At 51.8% G+C, this 22,079-nt stretch carries 15 protein-coding genes; all 15 read left to right on the top strand.

Annotated features, from left to right (window positions below; translation table 11 throughout):
• The first annotated feature begins 10 nt into the window (after positions 1-10).
• The 15 genes from QME66_00240 (at position 11) to QME66_00170 (ending at position 22,052) form a co-directional block, all read left to right on the top strand.
• Positions 11-1,432 (top strand): radical SAM protein, encoded by a 1,422-nt coding sequence (locus QME66_00240; GenBank protein ID MDI6807399.1) that lies wholly within the window; start codon positions 11-13, stop codon positions 1,430-1,432.
• Between the two features lie 37 nt (positions 1,433-1,469).
• Positions 1,470-2,576, top strand: a complete 1,107-nt coding sequence (locus QME66_00235; protein MDI6807398.1) for a glycosyltransferase family 4 protein — start codon at positions 1,470-1,472, stop codon at positions 2,574-2,576.
• Positions 2,577-2,678: 102 nt separating this feature from the next.
• Positions 2,679-3,842, top strand: coding sequence for a glycosyltransferase (locus QME66_00230; protein ID MDI6807397.1), 1,164 nt, complete (start codon positions 2,679-2,681; stop codon positions 3,840-3,842).
• A gap of 1 nt (position 3,843) precedes the next feature.
• Entirely contained in the window at positions 3,844-6,240 is a 2,397-nt protein-coding gene (locus QME66_00225; protein MDI6807396.1) for a YfhO family protein, read from the top strand.
• Positions 6,241-6,954 (top strand): polyprenol monophosphomannose synthase, encoded by a 714-nt coding sequence (locus tag QME66_00220; protein ID MDI6807395.1) that lies wholly within the window; start codon positions 6,241-6,243, stop codon positions 6,952-6,954.
• A 7-nt stretch (positions 6,955-6,961) separates the two neighbouring features.
• Positions 6,962-11,125 carry a glycosyltransferase gene (locus QME66_00215; protein ID MDI6807394.1) on the top strand — a complete coding sequence of 1,388 codons (4,164 nt, stop codon included), beginning with the start codon at positions 6,962-6,964 and terminating at the stop codon, positions 11,123-11,125.
• 104 nt (positions 11,126-11,229) lie between these two features.
• Positions 11,230-12,651, top strand: a complete 1,422-nt coding sequence (locus QME66_00210; GenBank protein MDI6807393.1) for a nucleoside-diphosphate sugar epimerase/dehydratase — start codon at positions 11,230-11,232, stop codon at positions 12,649-12,651.
• Complete coding sequence (locus QME66_00205; GenBank protein MDI6807392.1) at positions 12,648-14,177, top strand: oligosaccharide flippase family protein; 1,530 nt, start codon at positions 12,648-12,650, stop codon at positions 14,175-14,177. Before QME66_00210 ends, QME66_00205 begins: the two co-directional genes overlap by 4 nt.
• 24 nt (positions 14,178-14,201) lie before the next feature.
• Entirely contained in the window at positions 14,202-15,290 is a 1,089-nt protein-coding gene (locus QME66_00200; GenBank protein ID MDI6807391.1) for a glycosyltransferase family 4 protein, read from the top strand.
• A 15-nt stretch (positions 15,291-15,305) separates the two neighbouring features.
• Positions 15,306-16,229, top strand: a complete 924-nt coding sequence (locus QME66_00195) for a glycosyltransferase (GenBank protein ID MDI6807390.1) — start codon at positions 15,306-15,308, stop codon at positions 16,227-16,229.
• A 233-nt stretch (positions 16,230-16,462) separates the two neighbouring features.
• Complete coding sequence (locus QME66_00190) at positions 16,463-17,974, top strand: hypothetical protein (protein ID MDI6807389.1); 1,512 nt, start codon at positions 16,463-16,465, stop codon at positions 17,972-17,974.
• A gap of 73 nt (positions 17,975-18,047) precedes the next feature.
• A complete protein-coding gene (locus QME66_00185) occupies positions 18,048-19,046 on the top strand; it encodes an ABC transporter substrate-binding protein (GenBank protein ID MDI6807388.1) in 999 nt (332 codons plus the stop codon).
• Complete coding sequence (locus tag QME66_00180) at positions 19,022-20,992, top strand: hybrid sensor histidine kinase/response regulator (GenBank protein ID MDI6807387.1); 1,971 nt, start codon at positions 19,022-19,024, stop codon at positions 20,990-20,992. Before QME66_00185 ends, QME66_00180 begins: the two co-directional genes overlap by 25 nt.
• A gap of 191 nt (positions 20,993-21,183) precedes the next feature.
• Positions 21,184-21,624 (top strand): division/cell wall cluster transcriptional repressor MraZ, encoded by a 441-nt coding sequence (gene mraZ, locus QME66_00175; protein ID MDI6807386.1) that lies wholly within the window; start codon positions 21,184-21,186, stop codon positions 21,622-21,624.
• Positions 21,625-21,692: 68 nt separating this feature from the next.
• Complete coding sequence (locus QME66_00170; GenBank protein MDI6807385.1) at positions 21,693-22,052, top strand: hypothetical protein; 360 nt, start codon at positions 21,693-21,695, stop codon at positions 22,050-22,052.
• Positions 22,053-22,079: the final 27 nt, after the last annotated feature.

Here is a 22,079-nt window from a genome sequence, read left to right as displayed (position 1 = left end):
ACTTTCGGCAGTGAAGATAACTCTGGTTCAACCCAAAGCTTACCGGCATAACCCATCGTTTGTCTGGGAACCCCTGAACCTCGGCTACCTCGCGTCTTTTCTCAAGGCCAACGGCTTTTCAGACGTCTCCATCAGAATCTCGGCCTTCGAGGATGCGGATGCGATTGCAATGGCCTGTGCCGAATCGGACATTGCAGGGATTACCGGGACGTCCCCCATGTTTTCCGACGGCATGAACATTGCTAGGAAGGCAAAGAGACATAATCCCAATCTGAAGATTGTGTTTGGCGGCACTCACGCCACGGCGTGCACTGAATCCGTTCTCCTCAATGATGAAGTCGATTTTGTGGTAAGAAACGAAGGCGAACTCACGCTTCTTGACCTTGTTCGAACACTTGAAGGGAACGGAGATGTGAAGAACGTGCTGGGGATTTCATACAGGGACGGTTCGGGAATACGGTCGAATCCACCAAGACCTCTTGTCAAGAATACTGACGAGCTTCCGCCCCCGGACAGAAAGCTCTTCGACCAGGAGAAATTCATCCGGACATCATCCCAGGCCGGAAAGAGAACGATCTGGGTGTTGTCCAGTAGAGGCTGTCCCTACCGCTGTACATACTGTGCGTCGCATACGGTCTGGACGCGAATGTGGCGACCGCGGTCTCCCGAAAATGTCATCAAAGAAATAGAAGAGCTTGTGCGTGATTACGGAATTGAGCATGTGAATTTCTCCGACGATACGTTCACAGTGACAAAGGAAAGAACTATTGAGTTTTCGAGGAAACTGAAGGAATCAGGACTCAAGATTACTTGGGGCTGCAATGTCCACGTGAACACGGTTGATAGAGAAACGTTTGTGGAGATGGCCACTGCCGGTTGCAGTGAAATCTGGATGGGAGTTGAGAGCGGCTCACCCGAAATACTCAAGGAGCTGAAGAAGGGAAGCACGATCGAGCAGATTGCGGAGGCATTCAGAGCGTCAAAAGGTCTCACAATGAAGAGGCACGCATATCTCATGGTCGGCGCTCCCGGCGAGAGCAGGGAAAGCATCGTTGAGACAAAGAAACTTCTTGCCAGGCTTGAGCCCGATTTTGCAGCCGTCACAGTCTTCACGCCCTACCCGGGATGCGAAGTATATGATTACGCGAAGCAGAAACAGTTTGTCAGCGACAACATGGACTGGTCAGCAATCGACCTTCATCAAACTGTCGTTATGCCCACCCGGTATCTGACCAGAGAAGAATTGGAGGAAGAACACATCCGGTTCGTAAGAGAGCTTGAGCCCTACCGGAGAATGCTCAAGTTTTCTGTGACTGATTTTCTGGGTCGGGTAGCCATGCGCTTCTGGACAACGCCTCCGTCAGGATATGGGAAGCTCTTCAAAAAGTTCCTTTCTTATGTGAGTGCGCGAAGACTCAAGCCCCGGTCTTGATGAAAAACACGATGCTAGTGTGGGAGACAGGGACTACTTGAAACTCTGCTACCTTGCAGTAGGGGACAGTATCCACACAAAACGGTGGCTCTCGTTTTTCAAGAAAAGAGGCCACGACGTCTATCTCATGACATCCGTCCCAGGGAATATCGGGGGAATAACTGAAATCGACATTTCGCTTCGTCCCTTCCCGAGGACAAGCGCCTACAAAAACCTGCCAAAGATAAAGAGAATCTTGAAGGAGATATCGCCGGACATTCTCCACTCACATTACGTGACTCAGTACGGCTGGGCCGGGGCGCTCGCGAATTTCCATCCTTTTGTGCTCACGGGCTGGGGCTCAGATATGTTTCTTGAGCCGTACAGAAGACGGCTGAACAAGTTTCTATTCGGCTACACCGCGAGAAAGGCCGATCTCATAACGACCGAGACAGAAAGGGGAAGAAGTGCATTTCAGGCGGCAGGTGTTCCGAAGGATAAGATCGAACTGATTCACTGGGGTGTTGACCTCGAACTTTTCCGGCCGGGAATCGATGCACGCTCGCTTCGGCAGGAGTTAGGACTTGGCGATGGCCCAGTAGTGTTCAGTCCAAGAGCGATGAAAGCACTTTTCAACGTTGAGACCATTCTTCGTGCATTCCCAAGAGTTCTGAAAGAGTTCCCCTCGGCAAAACTTGTCTTGAAAGGCCCGCGCTCTCAGGAATCCAAGGATTCATTCTGCCTTGAGATGGAGAGAATTGCTGGGGAGCTCAAGATAGGCGGCTCTATTGTTTTCCAGGAAGAAGTTCCTTACGACAAAATGCCACTCTATTATTCGGCTGCCGATGTTGTGGTGTCCATACCGGATAGTGACAGCATGCCAATAAGTGTTCTCGAAGGGATTGCCTGCGGTGCAGTCCCGGTACTAAGTGACCTTCCTTCGGTGCGTGAATGGTTTACCCCGGGCGTGAATGCTATCTTTCCGCGAGACAAGTCGCCGGAATCCCTGGCTGATTCGATACTGACTGTGCTGAAAAACGAGCCAACGAGAAACAGTAGCCGGGAGGCAAACTACTCGCTCGTCAGGGAGAAAGCCGATCATGCACAGTGGATGCTGAAGATGGAGGGGCTGTACGAGGGACTGGTGGGGCGCCCCTCACCCTAACCCTCTCCCCAGAGGGGAGAGGGTGATAGAGGGCTTGAGGTTCCCCTCACCCTGACCCTCTCCCCAATGGGGAGAGGCTGGTGAGGGGCATGAGGTGAAGCTTTGGACGTAATAGTCCTTTCTGAGATCAAGTGGAGTTACATGAGGACGAGGAAGCACTATCTCCTCTCGAGATTCCCGAAGGACTGGCGCATCTTCTTCTTTGAGCCGTTCGCAAAGGGAAGGAAGAGCTCGCTCTTTCCGGGGAGAGACGGCAACGTGACCTTCGTCACCGTGCCGGTGCTGAAATCAGGCACACGGCTCCGTCTCTACAATGCAGCGGTTGAACGCAAGGTTGTGAGGGGAGCCGTCTCTTTTCTTACGCTCGCCTGCGTGAGATTCTGGATGGCGGTTCTCCGGGTCAGGAGACCGGCATTCTGTCTCGTCTCCAACGTGCTCTTCCTGCCAGTGGCAAAATCACTCAAGCCTCTCCCGGTGTTCTACGACTGCAACGATGACCCCGTTCACTTTCCTTCCTCAAGGAAATGGGTCGCCGGCTGTTTCAGGGAGCTCATAGCCATTTCGGACATGGTCTTTGTGTGCTCGAAGGGTCTCATGGTGCTGGCGAAGAGCATGGGGGCGAAGAATCCAGTCATGGTTGGAAACGGCGTTGATCTTGAACTCTTTGCGGGAAGAGTCGGACCTGACGACATCCCCGGAGATATCGGGTCCAAGAAGAAGCCGATTCTCGGTTATGTTGGCACATTTTCCGAATGGTTCGATACGCATCTTCTGGAAGAACTCTCGCGAAATTTCCCTCAATGTTCATTGATCATTGTCGGCCCCGTGGCGCTGGGAATGAGGGAGCAGCGAAAAAGGCTTGAAGAATCAACGCGGAATGTCTATTTTCTAGGGGAAAGGAAGGCAGGAGAGTTGTCCAGGTATCTCGGGCCGATGGATGTCTGCCTCATTCCTTTCACAAAGAACGAATTCACACGATCGCTCAATCCAAACAAGGTCTATGAGTACATGGCTTCCGGGAAGACGACTGTCAGCCTGAACTACTCGGAAGATCTTGAACTGCTGAAGGACTTCATCTACCTCGCGGAGGATGAGGACGAGTTCATAGAGCTCGTCAAACTCGCCCTTTCCTCTCCCAGGGATCCGGAGCTCCTCAGGAAAAAGGCGGAGGAGAATAGCTGGGACAGGAAGGCGGCTCAGATGCTTGGAGCCATCGATGAGTTCTTCGGAAGAAAAGGAGCAGGCAGATCACAGGTGAGCGCTTGAAATGGCCAAGAAGAAGCTAAAAGAAAAGAAGCACCAGGAGCACGGCATAAAGGCGAGGAAACCCGATATGTTTGAAAAGCATCTTGTGCTTTTCTCGCTGCTCGCACTCTTTATCCTGTTTCTGGTCTTCTTCTATCAATTCATTTTCTTCAATAAAATCTGGACCTCTCCTGATGCTCAGGCGCCGGCGGGCTTCAGCGCCCTTGGAGAGGAATCAATCAAGAAGGATCACACCTATCCGTTCTGGAATCCCTATGTTTTCTGCGGGATGCCTTCCTATGGAAGCCTGACCTATAATCCTTATGTCTACTTTCCAAATCTCATTCTTGACGCGGTCGCTTTCCTCATCCCTCTTCCGGAGATGACATGGCTTCTCATGTACTACTTGCTTGGCGGGATTTTCCTATTCCTTTTCCTGAGAGATAGAAATGTCCATCCGTTGGCCTCCCTTTACGGTGCTTCAGTATTTCTTTTCACGCCGAACCTGATTGCTGTCGGCGCGTTTGGACACGGCAGTCAATTGATTACTGCGTCCTTCATACCTCTTCTGCTTTTCCTGGCCGCAAGACTGATCAAGACAAGAAAGATTCTCTATCTTGCGCTTCTGGGAATGGTTTCAGGATTTCAGCTTCTGAGAGGCCATGTCCAGATTGTCTATTACACCTGGCTCATGATCGGGCTTTATGCGGTCGTAGAACTCATCGCTGAACTCAGGACTTCAAATCCGAAAGGCAGGGCCCTCGTGGGTTTCTCCATGGTTTTCCTGGCACTTCTCTTGGGCATGGCTCTTTCTGCTTTCCTGTACCTTCCGGTTAATGACTACAGCAAGTACTCGATAAGAGGCGGTGCCGAAGGCGGCGGAGTCGGGCTCAAGTATGCGACGTCCTGGTCGTTCAGTCCGCTCGAAATGCTCACTTTCATTGTGCCCTCGTTCATGGGATTCGGCGGACAGACCTACTGGGGAACAATGCCCTTCACCGACTATCCGAACTACATGGGACTCCTTCCCCTTCTTCTGGCAGCGGCCGCCCTGATCTTTATCAGGACAAGATGGACGGTTTTCTTCCTGCTTCTTTCATTTTTTTCTCTCCTTGTTTCTTTCGGAAAACATTTCGAAAGTCTCTATTCCCTGCTCTATGACCACCTTCCTTATTTCAACAAGTTCAGAGTTCCCGTGATGATCCTCGTCCTGGTTCAGTTCTCGGTTGCCTGTCTTTCCGGGATGGGTCTCAATCTCATAATCTCCAGGCAGAAGGAGCAGAACGGGATCAGGAAGCTTGCTCTCTACGGCGCAATAGCGCTGATTGCGGTCGCATTTATTTTCGGTGTGGCGAAGAGCTCATTCCTCGTGAGCTATGACAATCTGGCAAGGTCGGTAAGGAGCGATTTTCCGCAGCAGCTGGTCGACAGCGCCTTCGACATGGCCTCGTCTGACCTCATCAAGGTTTCAGTCATAGCTGCATTCGGTCTCGCAGGAATATTCTTTTTCTTCAAAAGGTGGATAGGTCAGCGTACGCTGGTTCTATTTCTTCTTATCGTCCTTGCCATTGACCTCTGGTCGATTGACTACAGGATAATGCAGCAAAGAGTAGGCGATGTGAAATCGATCGACCCGAAGATCGGAAGAGACGATGTCGTGGAGTTTCTTGAGAAGGACAAGACCATTTACCGGATTCTCCCGCTTAGTCAGACCGAGTTCCAGACAAACAGATACACGGCATTCAAGATCCAGAGTGTGGGCGGGTATCATGCTGCAAAGCCGAAACTCTACCAGGATTTCCTTGAGAAAGTCGGCCTCAATGACCTGAGGACGTTGTCGATGATGAATGTGAAGTACTTTGTGGCCGATGAACCACTCGGGGGGCAGGTCCCGGGGCTTTCTCTGGTTTTCGACGGATCGAAGAAGGTTTATCTTAACGAAGCTTGTCTGCCGCGGGCTTATTTCGTGGAGAACGCTGTCTATGTTCCTAATGAACTGGAAGTCTGGGACAGGGTAAAGAGAGCGGACTTCAATCCGTGGAGAGAGGCAATTGTAGCCGGAACCTCGGATTTCAGGGTTGACGCGACCGGCACGGCGCTTTTCACGAAATACGGATTTAATGAGCTCCGGATAGACCTGGATACGAGCGGAAATTCATTCTTGGTTCTGTCGGATCTGTTTTATCCTGACTGGAAGGCGTACCTTGACAATCGTGAGGTGCCGGTCTACAGAACAAACGGCATGTTTCGGGGAATTCAGGTCGGGCCCGGGAAACACGCCCTTGTCATGAGATACGAGTCACCTTCGTTGAGATTGGGCATCTTTGCCAGTCTTGCTTCCGGCGCCGTCATAATCATCCTTCTCGCATTCTCTCTTGTTCTTCAATTGATGAAGGCCAGAAGGGAGAAACAGGCATAAATGAAGATAACTGTCGTCATCCCTACCTATAACGAAAAAGAAAACATCCGTAGTCTCCTCTCGAGAATTCTCCAGCTTCCGCATGAAATCAACGTGCTAATTGTCGACGACAATTCACCTGACGGGACAGGCGAGATCGGCGAAGAGTTGGGAAAGGCTGACGGCAGGATACGTGTTCTCCATAGGGAGCGTAAGATGGGTTTGGGCTCTGCCTACGTGGCGGGGTTCCGCCAGGCCCTCAATGACGGGGCGGATGTCGTGATGGAGATGGATGCAGACTTCTCCCACGACCCCTCAGAGATTTCCAAGCTCATCGGGGCGATGGACGACTGCGATCTGGTCCTGGGATCAAGATACATTCATGGAGTCACGGTCGTGAACTGGCCCTTGGGAAGGCTGATCCTGAGCTACATGGCGAATGTCTACACAAGGGTTATCACCGGACTCCCGGTCCGCGACGCAACCGGCGGTTTCAAGGCATTCAGAAGGAAAGTTCTGGAAAGCATAGACCTCTCAAGGATCCACTCTGACGGATACTCTTTCCAGATAGAAATGAGCTATCTGGCATGGAGGAACGGATTCAAGATAAAAGAGATTCCGATAACTTTTGTGGACAGGAGAGTCGGAATCTCTAAAATGTCGAAGAGAATAATTTGGGAAGCCGTCTGGCTGGTGTGGAGACTCAGGCTTCAGGAACTCTTCGGCAGGGCATGACCGCGTTATGGAACTCAGCATTGTCGTCGTCAACTATGAGACTCCAGAACTGCTCAGGAATTGTCTCGCCTCAATCCTGGATTACCCGCCATCCTCCGAGTATGAGCTTCTTGTAATAGACAATTCGAGAACGCACGGTTCGGCAGCACTCGTCAGGAAAGAGTTCCCATCTGCAAAGCTCATCTCGAACCCGGCCAACATAGGTTATGGAAGAGCCATAAACCAAGCCATAGGGCTCACAGATTCCTCTTACCTGCTAGTGCTCAATCCCGACATAACCGTGACCGGCGGCGCAATAGACGGGCTTGTCTCACAGATGAAACTGGACAAGAGAATCGGGATCTGCAGCGCAAAGCTGCTCAATCCCGACGGCACACTTCAGTATTCCGCGCGAACTTTCTACACTCTGAAAACGATTCTCCTTCGCAGAACTTTCCTCGGGAGGATCTTTCCGGATAGTAAGGCAGTACGACAGCACCTTATGATGGACTGGGACCACTCGGGCACAAGGGCTGTGGACTGGCTCATGGGTGCGTGCCTCCTGGTAAGGAGAGAGGCCATAGGAGATGTAGGGCCTGTCGATGAGAGGTTCTTTCTCTATTTTGAGGATGTTGACTGGTGTTACAGAATGAACAAGCGGGGCTGGAAGATAACGTATGTTTCCGATTCCGTGATGGTTCACCATCACAGGAGAGAAAGCGCAAAGCTGTTCGGAAAAGGCATTGCCTACCACGTGAGGAGTCTCCTCCTGTTCTACGAGAAGTGGAGTTTGTTTCTCTATCTCCTTAAGAAGAACAGGGAAGCCATGGGAAAGGGAATGCTTTTTCTCGTGGATATCCTGGCGATCAACGCTTCGTTTTTTGTCGCCTACTTGCTCAGAGCGGCGCTGGGTTTTGCGTTTGCGAAGCCACATTTTCCGCTTTATATGTACGGAACATTCCTGGTTGTCACCAATGTTGTAACGCTTGCATCCCTCCGGATATCCGGACTATACGGTAAAGCCGAGAGAGGCGACTGGGTTGATGAGCTCTTCGGGATGGGGAAGTCTGCGCTCGCAGCCTGCCTTGTGCTTATGGCAAGCACATATCTCCTCTACACGAAGTCATATTCAAGATTCGTTGTGGCCCTCCTCTGGCCCCTCATGACTATTCTTCTGACTCTCGGAAGGGCCGCTCTAAGAAAGGCAGGGCAAAGGGGATTCGGCCCGTACTTCGCCGGGAAGCGAATTCTCCTTATCGGGAAAACAAAGTCTATTGATGAGATGTGGGAAAGGAGAGAAGCTGCAAAGGCTGAGGGTTACGAGTTCTTGAGGCCGCCGAAGGCGAAGGAGTTTTACGTGGGCCCTGACGGAAGCCCTAACGACCTCATCTCACTCGTACTCGATGAGAGAATTCAGGAAGTTGTATTCCCTCAGGAGTGGACAGATGACCCGACCGATTTCTATTCGGCGCTTGCCCGTCGGGGAGTCAAGGTGAGGATTCTGAGCGAACCTTTCCACATCTTGACGTCCAGAACCAGGGTTGAACCGCTTGCGGGCATACCTCTTTTGACCATAGACGGAGCAACATTCTGGAACGGAAAGAGCGCCTCCAAGAGAATTTTTGACTTTATCGTCGGAACCATCGGATTGATCCTGTTCTCACCGCTTTTTCTTTTCAGGCTTCTCTCGGCTTTCATCACCGGCAAGAAGGGATTCAACGGGGTACAGAAGGTCGGCAAGGGAGGTGTCCTGTTCACGCACTATGATCCAGCCGGTGGAAGCTTGAGACTCCCATTCTATCTCGTGAACGTCGTAAGGGGAGAGCTCAGCCTTATAGGTCCTTCGGCGCTTTCAAGGGAAGAGTGGGACGAGCTTGGATCTGAAGCAAGAGAGATACTCTCACGCGTCAGGCCTGGGGCATTCCCAGCGTGGCGGGGAAGCATCGGCAGGAGTTTTCTCAAAGGAGAACGGCTCGAGCTTGACATGTCTTATGTCCGAAGGTGGAGTTTCTTCGAGGATTTGAAAACGCTGGTCAGGGCTGTCGCGAGAAGAAGGATCGTTCCGCTGTCAATTATTCCCCTTCTTTTCTTGTTTTCACAGAAGAGCGAGGCCGTGCCATGGAGTTCCTACGTTAATTCCAACTGCATAAAATCGGTTGCCAGTGAGGGACTGTATCTATGGTGTGCGACGACAGGCGGCGTATCCAGGTTCTCGATTCTGGATTCAACCTTTGCGAAGATCAATGTCGTTGATGGTCTTGCAAGCGAGAAACTCACTGCAGTTGCTATCGACGATGACGGGAACAAGTATTTCGGGACCGAAGCATCCGGAATCTCAATGTACAGCCAGAATGGCACCTGGCGTCTCATAGAAGATGTTGATGGACTTCCTTCGAACAAGATTACTTGCCTTCTCACTTCTCACGACAGCCTTTGGGTGGGCACCGCGGACAAAGGCGTTGTTCTTCTCATAGGTTTTCAGAATCCAGCTATCCATGATTTCGTCAACACTTCCGGCAAGATCCCCTCGAATCAAATAAACACTCTTTTCAAGGCGAGAAACGGCATCTATTGCGGAACATCCGCCGGAGTTTCTTTCTTCGACGGAAGCTCCTGGAACTTGATGAACACAGGGCTCGGAAACAAGAATGCTACCTCCTTTGCCGCAAGCCCTGAGACTGTGTGGGTCGGCTGCGGCACCGTTGGATTTGTCAGCGGCGGGGTTTACAAACTGTCCGGCTCCGGATGGCAGGCCATCGGATTCTGGGGAAATGTTACGAGCCTTGTGCGGGGCACCTCTTCGCTTCTGATCGGATCGAGAGACAAGGGAGTCTATAGGCTTTATGCCGGCACATTTACCGATATCAGCTCAGGTCTGCCGTCTACCGAGGTGCTTTCGCTATATACCTCTGATGGACTGACGGTCTGGGCAGGTACTGCCAAGGGGCTTTCATTCTACGATGGAAGTGCGTGGACCAAGTTTATCTCGGAGGGGCCGGTTGGCACTAACATTAACGGGCTTGCACTCGAAGACGGGACAATCTGGACTGCTGCTTTCCTGGGCGGTGTCGATTCGTTTGATGGAAAGACCTGGAGGCATTTCGGCAAAAACGAAGGCCTTTCCAATGATAATTATTTCTTCAGCGTGTTTGTGGATTCAAGAAAGAACAAATGGCTTGGCGCATACGGTATCGGACTGGATAGAATTCTCGCTGATGGAACTATCGATCACTATACGCCCGCCTCGCAGACGGTGACCAACGAGAATATCATGTCCATCGAGGAGGATCCTTCGGGGAACGTCTGGTTTGGTGAAGATTCAAGAGATGAGCCGCTCACGGAACCCATCGTCATACGCTCCTCGGATGGAGCCTGGAGTCATCTCATGATTGGAATCTATCCAATCTCCTCAAACAAAATAAAGGCGATTGCCTTCAGGGATGGGGGAAAAGAGAGATGGATTGGTCATTATGCAAACGGGGTTGATGTTTGGAGTATTAGCGATCTTGCAAATCCTTTCGCGGTAGGATCATGGACGCGCCTCACATATGAAAACGGAGGACTTTCGGAAAACTCTGTGACGAGCATCGTCAGCTATGGTGACGAAGTCTGGGTAGGCACGGCCTCCGGAATAACGGTGATCAGGGACCTTACCAAGTTCAGAGTTTACACCAAGGAGACCGATGGCCTTCCGTCCTCTAATGTAACGGACATCGCAGTCGACAAGTTCGGAAACAAATGGGTGGCCACTGATCGTGGTCCTGCAAAAATAATGGCGGACGGGACTGTTGCCAGAAGCTTCACGTCTCAGTGGATTGTGAACTCAAACGTGAAATGTGTTGCTGTCAACGACGAGACCGGCGAAGTGTGGTTTGGAACCGAAGACGGGATAAGCCGCTATCAGGCCTGGGAGCCGCGCCCCGGCGTCGGGGGGGCATACGTTTATCCAAATCCGTTGGATCTGGCATCCGGGACGAAGAGCCTGAGGGCCCGGGGTTTCCAAGGACTGATCAGCGGCAAAATTCTGACCATCGCAGGGGAAGTGGTCTGGACTTTCGGCGACAAGGGTGAGGGAGAGCCAATCTGGGACGGCAAGAACACTGAAGGAAGACCGGTCGCAAGCGGTGTCTATGTGGTCAGACTCCATGCCGGCGGTGAGACTGTGCTGCGCAAGGTAGCTGTTCTGCGTTAGACAAGGCAGTGGTTGAAACTTGGACTTCAGGCGACTTCCATTGAGATACGTCATATTTGAACGAATGATCACGTTGTCCAGTCTGCAGGCATTGTGGAGATCTCGTGAATAAGGAAACAAGGGTTCTGATAATCGGAGCAGGCGAGGCTGGAGAAATGGCAGTCTCCGAGATGTTCTCGCACCCGGAGCTTCTGCTGGTCCCTATCGCCTTCGTGGACGACGATCCACAGAAACAGGGAAAGAAGGTGAAGGGGATTCCCGTGCTGGGCGGCAGGGAAGAGATCGCAGGGCTTGCCGGCAAACTCTCAATCGATGAGATTCTCATTGCCATCCCGTCGGCGACCGGGAAGGACATAAGGACGCTCGCCAGGTACTGCGAGAAAGCGAAGGTCAGATTCAAGATCGTCCCGGGAATCAGGGAGATCATCCGCGGCGACTTCACCATCAATCAGATAAGAACCGTCGAAAGCGATGACCTCCTCGGCAGAGAGACTGTAGAAGTGGATCAATCGAGTCTCAGGAACTACCTTCTGGGCAAGAAGATTCTTATCACGGGCGCCGGAGGTTCGATAGGGTCAGAAATACTGAAGCGCGTCCTTTCTTTCGAGCCGGAGGAAGTCGTTCTCTTCGGACGAGGAGAAAACAGCATCTTTGAAGCTGAGGCCGATGTCCGCTTGGCCTCCGGGAAAACCCGCCTTCTGCCGGTGATTGCCGATCTGAAGGAAAGGCGGGTCGTCGAAAAGACGGTCTCACGCCACAAACCGGATGTTGTATTTCATGCTGCCGCACACAAACATGTGCACCTGATGGAGCTTCATCCTGTTGAGGCGGTGAAGAACAATCTTCTCGGCACGAAGTTCCTGATAGACAGCTGCATCGGAACCGGGACCGAGAGGTTTGTGATGCTCTCAACCGACAAGGCGGTCTCTCCCGCATGTGTCATGGGCGCAACCAAGAAGCTGGCAGAGTTCTTTCTTGGAGAACGGGCTAAGGGTACTCACTCCACCAAACTCATGGCCGTAAGATTCGGAAATGTGCTTGGGACGCGCGGCAGTGTTGTCCCGGTCTTCAAGAAACAAATATCCCAAGGTGGGCCTGTGACCGTCTCGGATGCAAGTGCAACGAGATACTTCATGACCGTGAAAGAAGCGGTTCTGCTGGTTCTTCAGGCCGGAGCGATCGGGACAGGCGGCGAAGTGTTCGTGCTCGATATGGGTGAACCGGTCAGGATTCTCGACCTTGCAAGGGAACTCATCACCTTCTCAGGCTTCGTTCCCGAGGTCGAGATCCAGATAACTTTTTCCGGGCTGAGACCGGGAGAAAAATTGACTGAAGCACTTTGGGAAAAGACGGAGACTATCCGGAGAACCGAGCATCAGAAGATACTGGTTGTGACGAAGAAAGGAGAGCTTCCGTTTGACCTGGACAAGGAGATAACGGAGATAGAGAGACTCTGCGCCACCCTTGATGATCAGAGAGTTCTGGACAAGCTCAAGGAGCTGGTTCCTCCGCTGGGCAAGAGATGAAAAGAGTTGCGGGAAACACTCTCGCCCTTTTTGCATCCCACTTTTCAACCCTCTTTTTCACACTCATTCAAGCGAAAATAATTGCCGTCTGGCTCGGACCGATAGGTTTCGGCATCTATGCCTCCAGCGTCGCGGCGGGCGCAATTTTCGGCGCCCTGATGGAGCTGGGGCTGCCTTTCGTTCTACTCAGATTCATTCCTCTGTTTGAGGCGAGAGGCGAGAGAGAGAAATCCAGAGACCTTGTCAGATTCTCCCTGATTCTCTCCAGTTTCATGGCAGTCGTTCTGATCATTCCATTGATTGCCTTCGGAGGAAGATTATCTTCGCTCTTCCACGAGTCCCCGCTCGGTCTGAAGATAATACTCCTCGCCTCAACGTACGTGGCTTTCGGAGTCTTGAGGGCCATCATCTACGGTGCATTCAACGGTCTATCGAGAATGACCTTTCCTTTTGTCTTCGAAATACTTTTTCAAGGACTTGTCACCCTGTGGATCTTTGTGATCAGAAATCGGCTCGATGTCATGGCTCTCTTCAAAGTCTTCATCACCATAGGGGCGATTGTAGTCATAGTTTCACTTGCAACTCTCTGGCTCCTGTTCTTCCGGCGGAAAGGCGAGAGAAAGCTAACAATGTTGGGCGCCGCGTCAGAGGTTTCCAGCTTCTGGAAAGGTGCGTGCCTCATGACTTTCATCGGACTCGGCTTGGAGAACTCGGACCGGCTGGTGGTCGGCGGCTTCATGAGCTTTCAGGCAGTGTCACTTCTTCACGTGGCATCGAGGATAATGTATTTCTTCAAGAAGCTTCTGTTCCTTCCGCTCCTTGCGGTCTCACCAGAGATCACAAGGAAATGGGAGAAGGGAAACCGTGAGATAAGGGCCGACCTCACGCTTCTGATGAAGATTGAGTTTCTCCTGGGATTTCTGGTCCTCTGCTTTGTCGTCCTGGGCAACAGGGCTCTTGTTCTCCTTGTGACCAGCAAAGAGTTTCAGGGAAGTGAGCCCCTTCTACTGTTCATGGCATTCCTCGTGCCTCTTGCCTGTCTCTATTCCTCGGTGACTACCACCCTGAGGGCCACCGGCAGGATCGGCCTTTCCGTAGGATCGGATCTTGCCTGGTACGTGATATACCTTTTCTCGGGAGTTCTCCTGATCGGAAGACTGGGATTGTGGGGCATGATGATTTCGCAGGCTTTCGCATCCATCTGTATCCTGTTTCTCAATATCCGTTTTGCGAGAGTCTACCTGGAGTTCAGTTTTGCCGATATTTGCCCTGGACGGCTGGTTCTGTCTGCAGCGCCGGCTTTCCTTTGCTCAGCCGTTCTTGCGGAAATCTTTCATCCTTCAAACATTCTCGTTTTGTTTGCTGTGACGCTTCCGGTTCTCATAATCTTCAATCTGGGAGTTGCCTTCGGCGGGATATTCGACGAGGCGGAAAGAGGAAGGATTGAGGAGCTTCTGACGAACAGGAAACTGGTTGGAACAATCAGGTTTTTGCTCGACTGGCCGAAGAGAGTTCTGAGAAGATAAGGGAAGGGGCAGAGCGGAGACAGCGTGAAAATAGCTTACCTCTCAATTGGGAATCATATACACACCGAACGATGGCTTTGTTTTTTCCGGGACAAAGGGTATGAAGTTCATCTGATAACTTCACAACCCTGCAAGATGGACGGAATTCCTGTCCATCAGATAGGTTTTTCCTCACTCCCGAAACCCATCAAATACGCTTTCGGCCTCATAAGAATCAAGAAGATTCTCTCGAAGCTTAACCCCGACATATTGCATACTCATTTCCTTACCGGCTACGGATACTGGGGGGCGTTTTCGAACTTCCATCCGTTCATTCTGACGGTCTGGGGCGATGACGTTTACCTGACTCCGAGGGAGTCTGCTCTGAAAGGGTTTCTGGCCAGATATGCTCTCGGGAAGGCAGATTTCGTGACTGGCGACTCGGCAGACATAGTTGAGGAAGCCATCCGCATGGGTGCGAAACGAGATAACGCGACAGTTATCCAGTGGGGTGTTGACCTGAGCAGGTTCGATCCGACTGTTGCGACAGATACGCGACGGGAACTCGGGATCAAAGAGGATGAGCCGGTCATTCTCAGTACGAGGAGCTTCACGAAAGACTACTACAACATTGATGTCATCGTTGATTCCATCCCGGATATCTTGAAGAGCTTTCCGAATGCAAAGTATATTTTCACCGGCTATGAAGGCGATGATTCACGATTTGTTGACAAAGCGAGAAAACTTGGTATTTCCTCTTCCACGATTTTTCTGGGAAGGGTGGCTCATGAGAAACTTCCAGGCCTCGTCAGGGCCTCGGATGTCTTCGTCACTGTCCCTTCGGTGGATGCAACTGCAGTCTCGCTTCTTGAGGCGATGGCCTGTGGTGCCGCAATCGTTGTGAGCAGCCTGAAATCAAGTCTTGAGTGGATAGAAAACGGGAAAAACGGGATGGTCGTGGAACCCGGGAGCAGGGAGGAGTTGGTCGGCGCGCTTCTCTATCTCCTCAAGAATCCGGATAAGAGAAAAGAGTTTGGCAAAGTATCCCGTGAGATTGTGTCCAGCCGTGCAGATCACAGGAAGAACATGGAGAAGATGGACCAGATCTACAAACGATTTGCAGCGGGAAGGTGAATCTCTTTGAAAAAGGTGAGCGTCGTCATTCCAACGTGCAATAAGAAGCACCTTCTTTCCAGGACACTCGGTGCACTCTTCTCTCAGAGGTTCGATGGCTCCCGGTTTGAGATCGTTGTCGTTGATGACGGTTCACGGGACGGCACTTCCGAAATTCTTGCGAGTCCGCATCCGGTTCCGCTGGTATTTGAGAGACATGCCGAGACAAGAGGAAGGGCACCATCGAGGAATACCGGGATTCTCCGTGCAACTGGAGAGATAGTCGTATTTCTTGACGATGACATGATCGTCGGACCCGATTTCATTCAGGCTCACGTCACTGCCCAGGGCGACGCGCGGAAAAGGGTCGTAATAGGAAATGTGTCAACCGCGCCGGAGGCAAATGGCTCTTCGGTTTCGAGATACCTGGATACCAGAGGTGTCAAGAAGGTGAAGGACAAGAAGAACATCCCGCCACGGTATTTCCTGACAAACAACTCGTCTGTGAAGAGGGAATTCCTCATTTCGGTCGGACTCTTTGACCCGGAGTTTGTCACCTATGGCTTTGAGGACGTCGACCTGGGGCACCGGATGGGAAAGGTGGGAGGAGAGTTTGTCTATGCGGAGAATGCCAAGTCCTTCCACATCCACAGGCACTCACTTGATGAGTTCCTTGAGAAAAAAGTGCTGTGCGGAAAATCGTCCCTGAGAATCCTCATTGACAAACATCCCGAGCTCAGGAAGGTGCTGAGACTGAATCTTCTTGAGTGCCCGGCAGTAGGAGAGGATAGTTGGGGCGACATTGCGAGGAAGCTGCTGCTCTCAGTCTTCCTGAGAAAGCCCTTCTTCCGGACTGGGCGCTTCATTGCCGAACGCACGCCTGCAAGCCCGGTCACGTTCAAGCTAATAGACTTCCTGGTGTTCTACTGCTACGCAGGGGGCCTGAAGTGGAAACGATAGCAGCCAGACTCTGGTCCGGTCGCGACGTTGGAAAGATGTCCTTGAACCGACTTTCCGAGAATCTCTGGAGTCCCTTCTTGGACGAGGGAGTGACCCGAAGGGGCGAATTTGTGCTGTCTGAGGCCGTAGGCCGAGTTCACAAATTCGAGTGAGCGAGTCCGAGAAGGATCGACATTCTCGGCAGGAGGGAAAGGACATCTCGAAGAGCGGCGGCTCAACAGAGGTAAGCGACAATGAAGAATAGAACGCTGTGGCTGTCAATCTTGCTCCTTTTCGTTCTGGTGGAGATTCCGTTCCTCGGCTATATCACAGACGACACGTTCATACACCTTCAGTATGCGAAGAATCTGAAGAACGGCTACGGATTGTGCTTCAACACGGGCGAGGCCGTTCTTGGCGCCACCAGCCCCCTCTGGGTCTTTCTGGTTGCCTTGTTTGGCAGCGCGACCCAGGACCTTCCCGCGGTGAGCAAGATTCTCGGTTTCATCTTCTCCCTTGGCTCGATTTTTGTCTTCTTCCGCCTTGCATCGCTGTCATTGAAGAGAAAAGAATTCGTCATCGGCGCAGTATTCGCTTTCACGTTCGACGCGTGGGTCGTGAGGTGGTCCCTCTCGGGAATGGAAACCTCGCTTGTCGTGTTTACTGTCCTTCTTTCCATTTTCTTGCACGAGAGGGAAAAGCTGAGAGGAACAAGTTTCGGAGTCTCTCCTATCTTCTCCGCACTCTCTGCTCTTTCCCGGCCGGAAGGGGCTCTCCTCGCTGTTCTCATGCTGGCCGGCAGGCTCACTTGGAAGGGAAGAAGGCTCAGGAGCTTTGTGTTTTCGTTGGTCTTGAATGTTGTTGTTCTCTCGCCCTGGCTGATCTATGCGGAAAGAACATTCGGCACTGTGATCCCGACAACGGCCCTTGTCAAAGCAGGAAGATTCGCACATAGCGGTGCGGAGGTACTTGGTGCCGCGCTGAGATCAGGCAAGATAATCCTTGCGACTCAGGGGCCGGAGATCCTGGCAATCGTCTTGTTCATCATCATGGTCGTCTCGTCCGGAGGACTGAAGAAGTTGCCCCGGCTTCTCAACGAGAGATTCATCCTCATACTGTGGCTTGCGCTTCTACCTTCGTTTTACATTCTGCGGGGGGTCGAAGTGCTCTCCAGATATCTTGCCCCGGTTCTGCCGGCGGTGACCCTTCTGGGATTTCTCTCACTTGAATCCATCTATGACTCGTTTCGGGGAAAAGCCGGCAAAGCCGCCTTGTGGGCAACGCTCCTTGCGGTTTTCGCAATCTCCGTGAACCTTTATATCCTGAGATTCGAGGCCTATCCCCATACAAAGAACTTCTCCAAAGGGATGAATGAATCCCTGATCCCGATTGGGAAGTGGCTCAAATCGAATTCGCCTCCTCTTGCCACCGTTGCCGTGACTGACGTTGGCGCAATTGGCTACTATTCCGACAGAAGAGTGCTTGATTTGGGAGCATTGGTTTCACCTCATCTGATGGACCTTCTGAGAGAGAGAGAGTTCGATGTCGAAAAAGTTGCGTCGGACCTGAGCTTCGGAAGATACGAGAGAACCGACTATCTTGTTGACAGATCACAGATAAAGGAACGCCTGATGAATGATGAAAGACTGCGCGCGTCCCTCCGGCCCGTTATGACAGGCTCAATTTCCGGACTTGGAATAACGAGGCCAACTCCTGTTTTCTACACCCTCTATTCGATAGACTGGAAAACGCTCAAGGACGAATAGAAGGGTCAAGAATCCCCCGGAATCGCCGATACTAATATCCCAGAAGGCTATAATGCCTTAGAAAGGGATTTCTGTGCGCAAAACACTGGTTATCCTTTCTCTGTTGTTATCTGCTTTTTCATGTCAGCCTGCCCTGAGAGAGCCTATCAGGATAGGGCTGGATATCAGGCCCGCGTATTCCCTCCTCTTTCTGGTAGAAGAAAAGGGGTTCTTCAAGGATGAGGGAATAGATGTTGAGATCATAGAGTTCTTGTCGCCCCACGATTCGCGTGTTGCGCTTGAAAAAGGGAACGTAGATGTTTCCCTCACCACCATGGTCGATGCAGAAATACTTGCCTCCCGCGGAACGAGAGTGAGTATTCCGTTTGTCATTGACTATTCTTACGGGGGGGCCGGAATTGTGGCCCGGAGCGGCATCACTTCCTTGAAAGACCTCAGGGGAAAGAGAGTGGGACTGGAGAACGCTTCTCTCGGGCACTTTACACTGACCAGAGCGCTTGAGAAGAGCGGGGTGCAGGCGAGCGAGCTTGAACTCGTTGATATTTCTCCTCCGGAAGCTGAGAAAATGTTCAACGACGGCACTCTCGATGCTGCGGTAACGTGGGAGCCATTTCTTTCGAGGATGGCCAAAGGACGAGGAACTCTCCTGTTCACATCACGGGAAATTCCCTGGGAAATCGTTGACGTCATCTGCTTTAGACAAGATGTGACTGAAAAGAATCCGAACGTTGTGCCTGCCATTCTCAAAGCATGGCTGAGGGCGCTCTCATATTGGAGGAAACATCCTGCAGAAGCGTCTCTGATAATGGCAGAGTGCATGAATGTGAAACCGGAGGAATTTTCGGTCGGATTGAACGGAGTGAATGTTCTTGATTTGAGATTGAATCTTGCGGCGTTCGGAATGGAAAACATGCCCGGCCCGCTCTACGAGACTGCCGATCACGTGTCACAGACTCTCTATTCAATCGGGATGACCGACAAGCGAGTCAGTTCAAACATGATTCTTGACAGAAAACCGCTTCTGGATCTTCTTACGAAGGGAGTTCTTTGGGTAGAGAGCCTGACAAAATAAGAAGACCTCTCCCTCTGAAGATTGCCGTCGCAGTCTTTTCCATTGTTTTTGCCGGGGCGATCGTGACTTCATACATGGAGTACAAGAACCACCACCGGCAGGCAATGGAGAGTCTGCACATACAGGGAGCTTCAATAGTCGAAAGTCTTTCAGCCAGCCTGGAAAGACTTCTGTCAAAGGGAGATCGGGCAGTCGCACAGAGGATAGTGGGCAATCTCTGTGCAGTCAGGATGGTAAGGGGAATAGTAGTGGTCAACGATGCAGGAGAAGTTCTTCTTGCCGGAAGGACGAAGTACATCGGGAGGACAATTCCGGAAATCGTTGCCAGGGGATGGGAGAATGACGGAATTGTAAGGGCTCAAGAGGTCGTAACCGGGCATGCTCAAATGAAGCAGGGAGTCTCTGTCGGATTCTCACGCTACTGGGTTGGATCAACAATAGACATTGGAAAGAGCAGCTCCAAGGGTTCCAAAGCAAAACTCCTACTGTCACTTTCAACCAGCGCCATTCACCGGGAAGCCGGACTCGATGCCATCAGGTTTTCTGTTCAAATGCTGATAGTCGCCTTCATCACAAGTCTGGTCTGTTTTCTTGTTCTGTCTTCGACTGTAACGAAGCCAGTAGGCAGGCTTGTTCGCGCTGTCAAGGCACTTGAGAATGGAGAGTCACAGCACGAGCCCCTTGAGTCACAGACCGATGAAATAGGTGTCCTCTCCCGGAGTTTCAGACAGATGGCGGAAACGCTGGGAAATAGGGAGCAGGAACTCAAGAGCTCGTACAGCAATCTTCAGGAGACCCAGGAGAAGCTCGTGAACATGGAGAAACTGAGGGCACTGGGTGAGATGGCTTCCGGAGTTGCCCATGACTTCAACAACATTCTTACGGCCATTCTGGGAAGAGCACAGCTAATGAAGAGGAATGCGAAGGATGAGAAGACGCTCAAAAACCTGGATGTGATAGAGAAAGCCGCCACAGACGGCGCAGCCGTGGTGAGAAGACTCCAGGACTTCACACGAACCAGGACCGACAGAAATTTCGAGAGGATCGACATGAATGAGATCGCCGAGGACGTGCTCTCATTCACAAGGCCGAGGTGGCAAAACGAAGCCGAATTGAAGGGCGTGACATACAGAATAACCAGATCGTTTGGCAGAGTGAGTCCCGTCATGGGTGACGCATCCGAGCTGAGGGAAGTTCTCACCAATATGCTGGTCAATTCCCTTGATGCGATGCCGGAGGGTGGAGAAATTGAAATTGGCACTGAGCCCAAGGCAAACTGGGTGCACGTTTTCCTCAGAGACACAGGATTGGGAATGAGCCCCGAGGAAAAACGAAGAATCTTCGATCCATTCTTCACGACAAAAGGCGTCAGGGGAACAGGTCTGGGGATGAGCGTGGCCTACGGAATAGTCGGAAGGCACGGAGGAGAGATTCTGGTCGCCAGCGAACTGGGGGTCGGCACCACGGTGACGGTCAGAATTCCGGTTGCCAGTGAGGAAATCGCGACGCCGAAGGCCTCCTGCAGCGACACGGCAATTCCGTCAAACTTGAAAGTGCTTGTGGTTGACGATGAAGAGAACGTTCAGAAGGTCCTGGGGGAGATGCTTGTGGAGGCGGGATGCACGGTGGCTGAAGTATCTTCCGGGGAAGAAGCGATCTCGCTTCTCGCCAGCCAACAGTTCGACATGGTATTCACCGACCTGGGGATGTCTCCCATGAACGGTTGGGATGTCGCAAAGAAGGCAAAAGAGATCTCCAGGAACGTTGTAGTCTGTTTAATGACCGGGTGGGGTGTTGAGATCGAGAATGCCGGCCTCAAAGGCAGAGGCATTGATTTTGTGCTGCCGAAGCCATTCCGCCTTTCCGAAGTGTCGGTGCTCATGGAACAGGCATTCCGTGAGAGAGAAGAATCGGTTGCCGTGGCAGAACTTCCAGCAGGCGATTAAGCTCTCCTTCTTGCTCCCCCTTATGAAGCCGATTTCCTGCCATTAACCACAACCTGTAGTCAAACTCCGTAGCAGCTCAGATTTTTTATCCACACACGAACTTTTCTCTTGACAGGGATACAGGTGATTAATAGTATACCGATGTGGTGCGTAGTGGGTCAAGGTGGTGGAATACGTGAGGCCGATAACCTATGGCGACGTTTCGCGGAAGATATCTCAACGTTCTTGACCACAAGGGAAGACTCAACATTCCCAGTAAGTTTCGAAGGGCACTCTCGCCTGATGCCCAGAATACATTCGTGATCATAAGAGGTCTGGACGGATGCATCTCACTCTATCCGCTCGATGAGTGGGTGAAGATTGAAGCCAAGCTCAGATCTCTTCCAGTCTCAAAGGAGAATTCGAGGAAATTCCAGAGAATCATGCACCTTGACTCTGCCGATGCCACACTGGATTCGCAGGGAAGGATAGCTCTTCCGCCGGCGCTCGTCAAGCAGGCGAAGATTTCGAAGGACGTTGTGGTCTTTGGCATTCTCGACAGGATTGAGCTCTGGAATCCAAAACTGTTTGAGCAATACTTCGCACGATCCGGGCAGAGCTACGAGGAGACTGCGGAGGATTTGCTTTTCTGAGAAATGAAGACGTGATTTTCCTGCGCGCCTTCGTTAACTATTGAGCGAATGCGAGGTAGAAAGTGGGAGTGATTCGGCTGAAACAGAGGAACGGGACATACGTGATTGGGCCTTCGGGGTCCGTTGATACGGAAGAAGCTGAAGCGATTCTTCTCGCAATCAGGAATCTCTCACTTGGTGGAAAAAAGTCGTTCGTCGTTGACCTTGAGAAGGTCGTCTCTCCCGACTACAAGGGGCTTTCGCATCTTGTACGGGGGCTCAAAGGGCTCTCGAATGGGGATACATTCTTTCGCTTCTCCGGCCTCAACCAGTACTCAAAGGATCTGCTGAGCCTGATCGATCCGAATGGCGGCCACGCGGTTGTTGAATCCGGAGGCAAGAGCCGGAATCAAGAGTCGTGGAGCCCGGTTCGCAAGCAGGCCAGTTAGCTTGGACGATCACGGCAGAAGAACTCT

The organism is Candidatus Eisenbacteria bacterium, assembly GCA_030017955.1.
GTDB lineage: Bacteria > Eisenbacteria > RBG-16-71-46 > JASEGR01 > JASEGR01 > JASEGR01.
The sequence above is the reverse complement of the archived record's forward strand: the minus strand, read 5'-3'. Positions and strand labels throughout refer to the sequence as shown.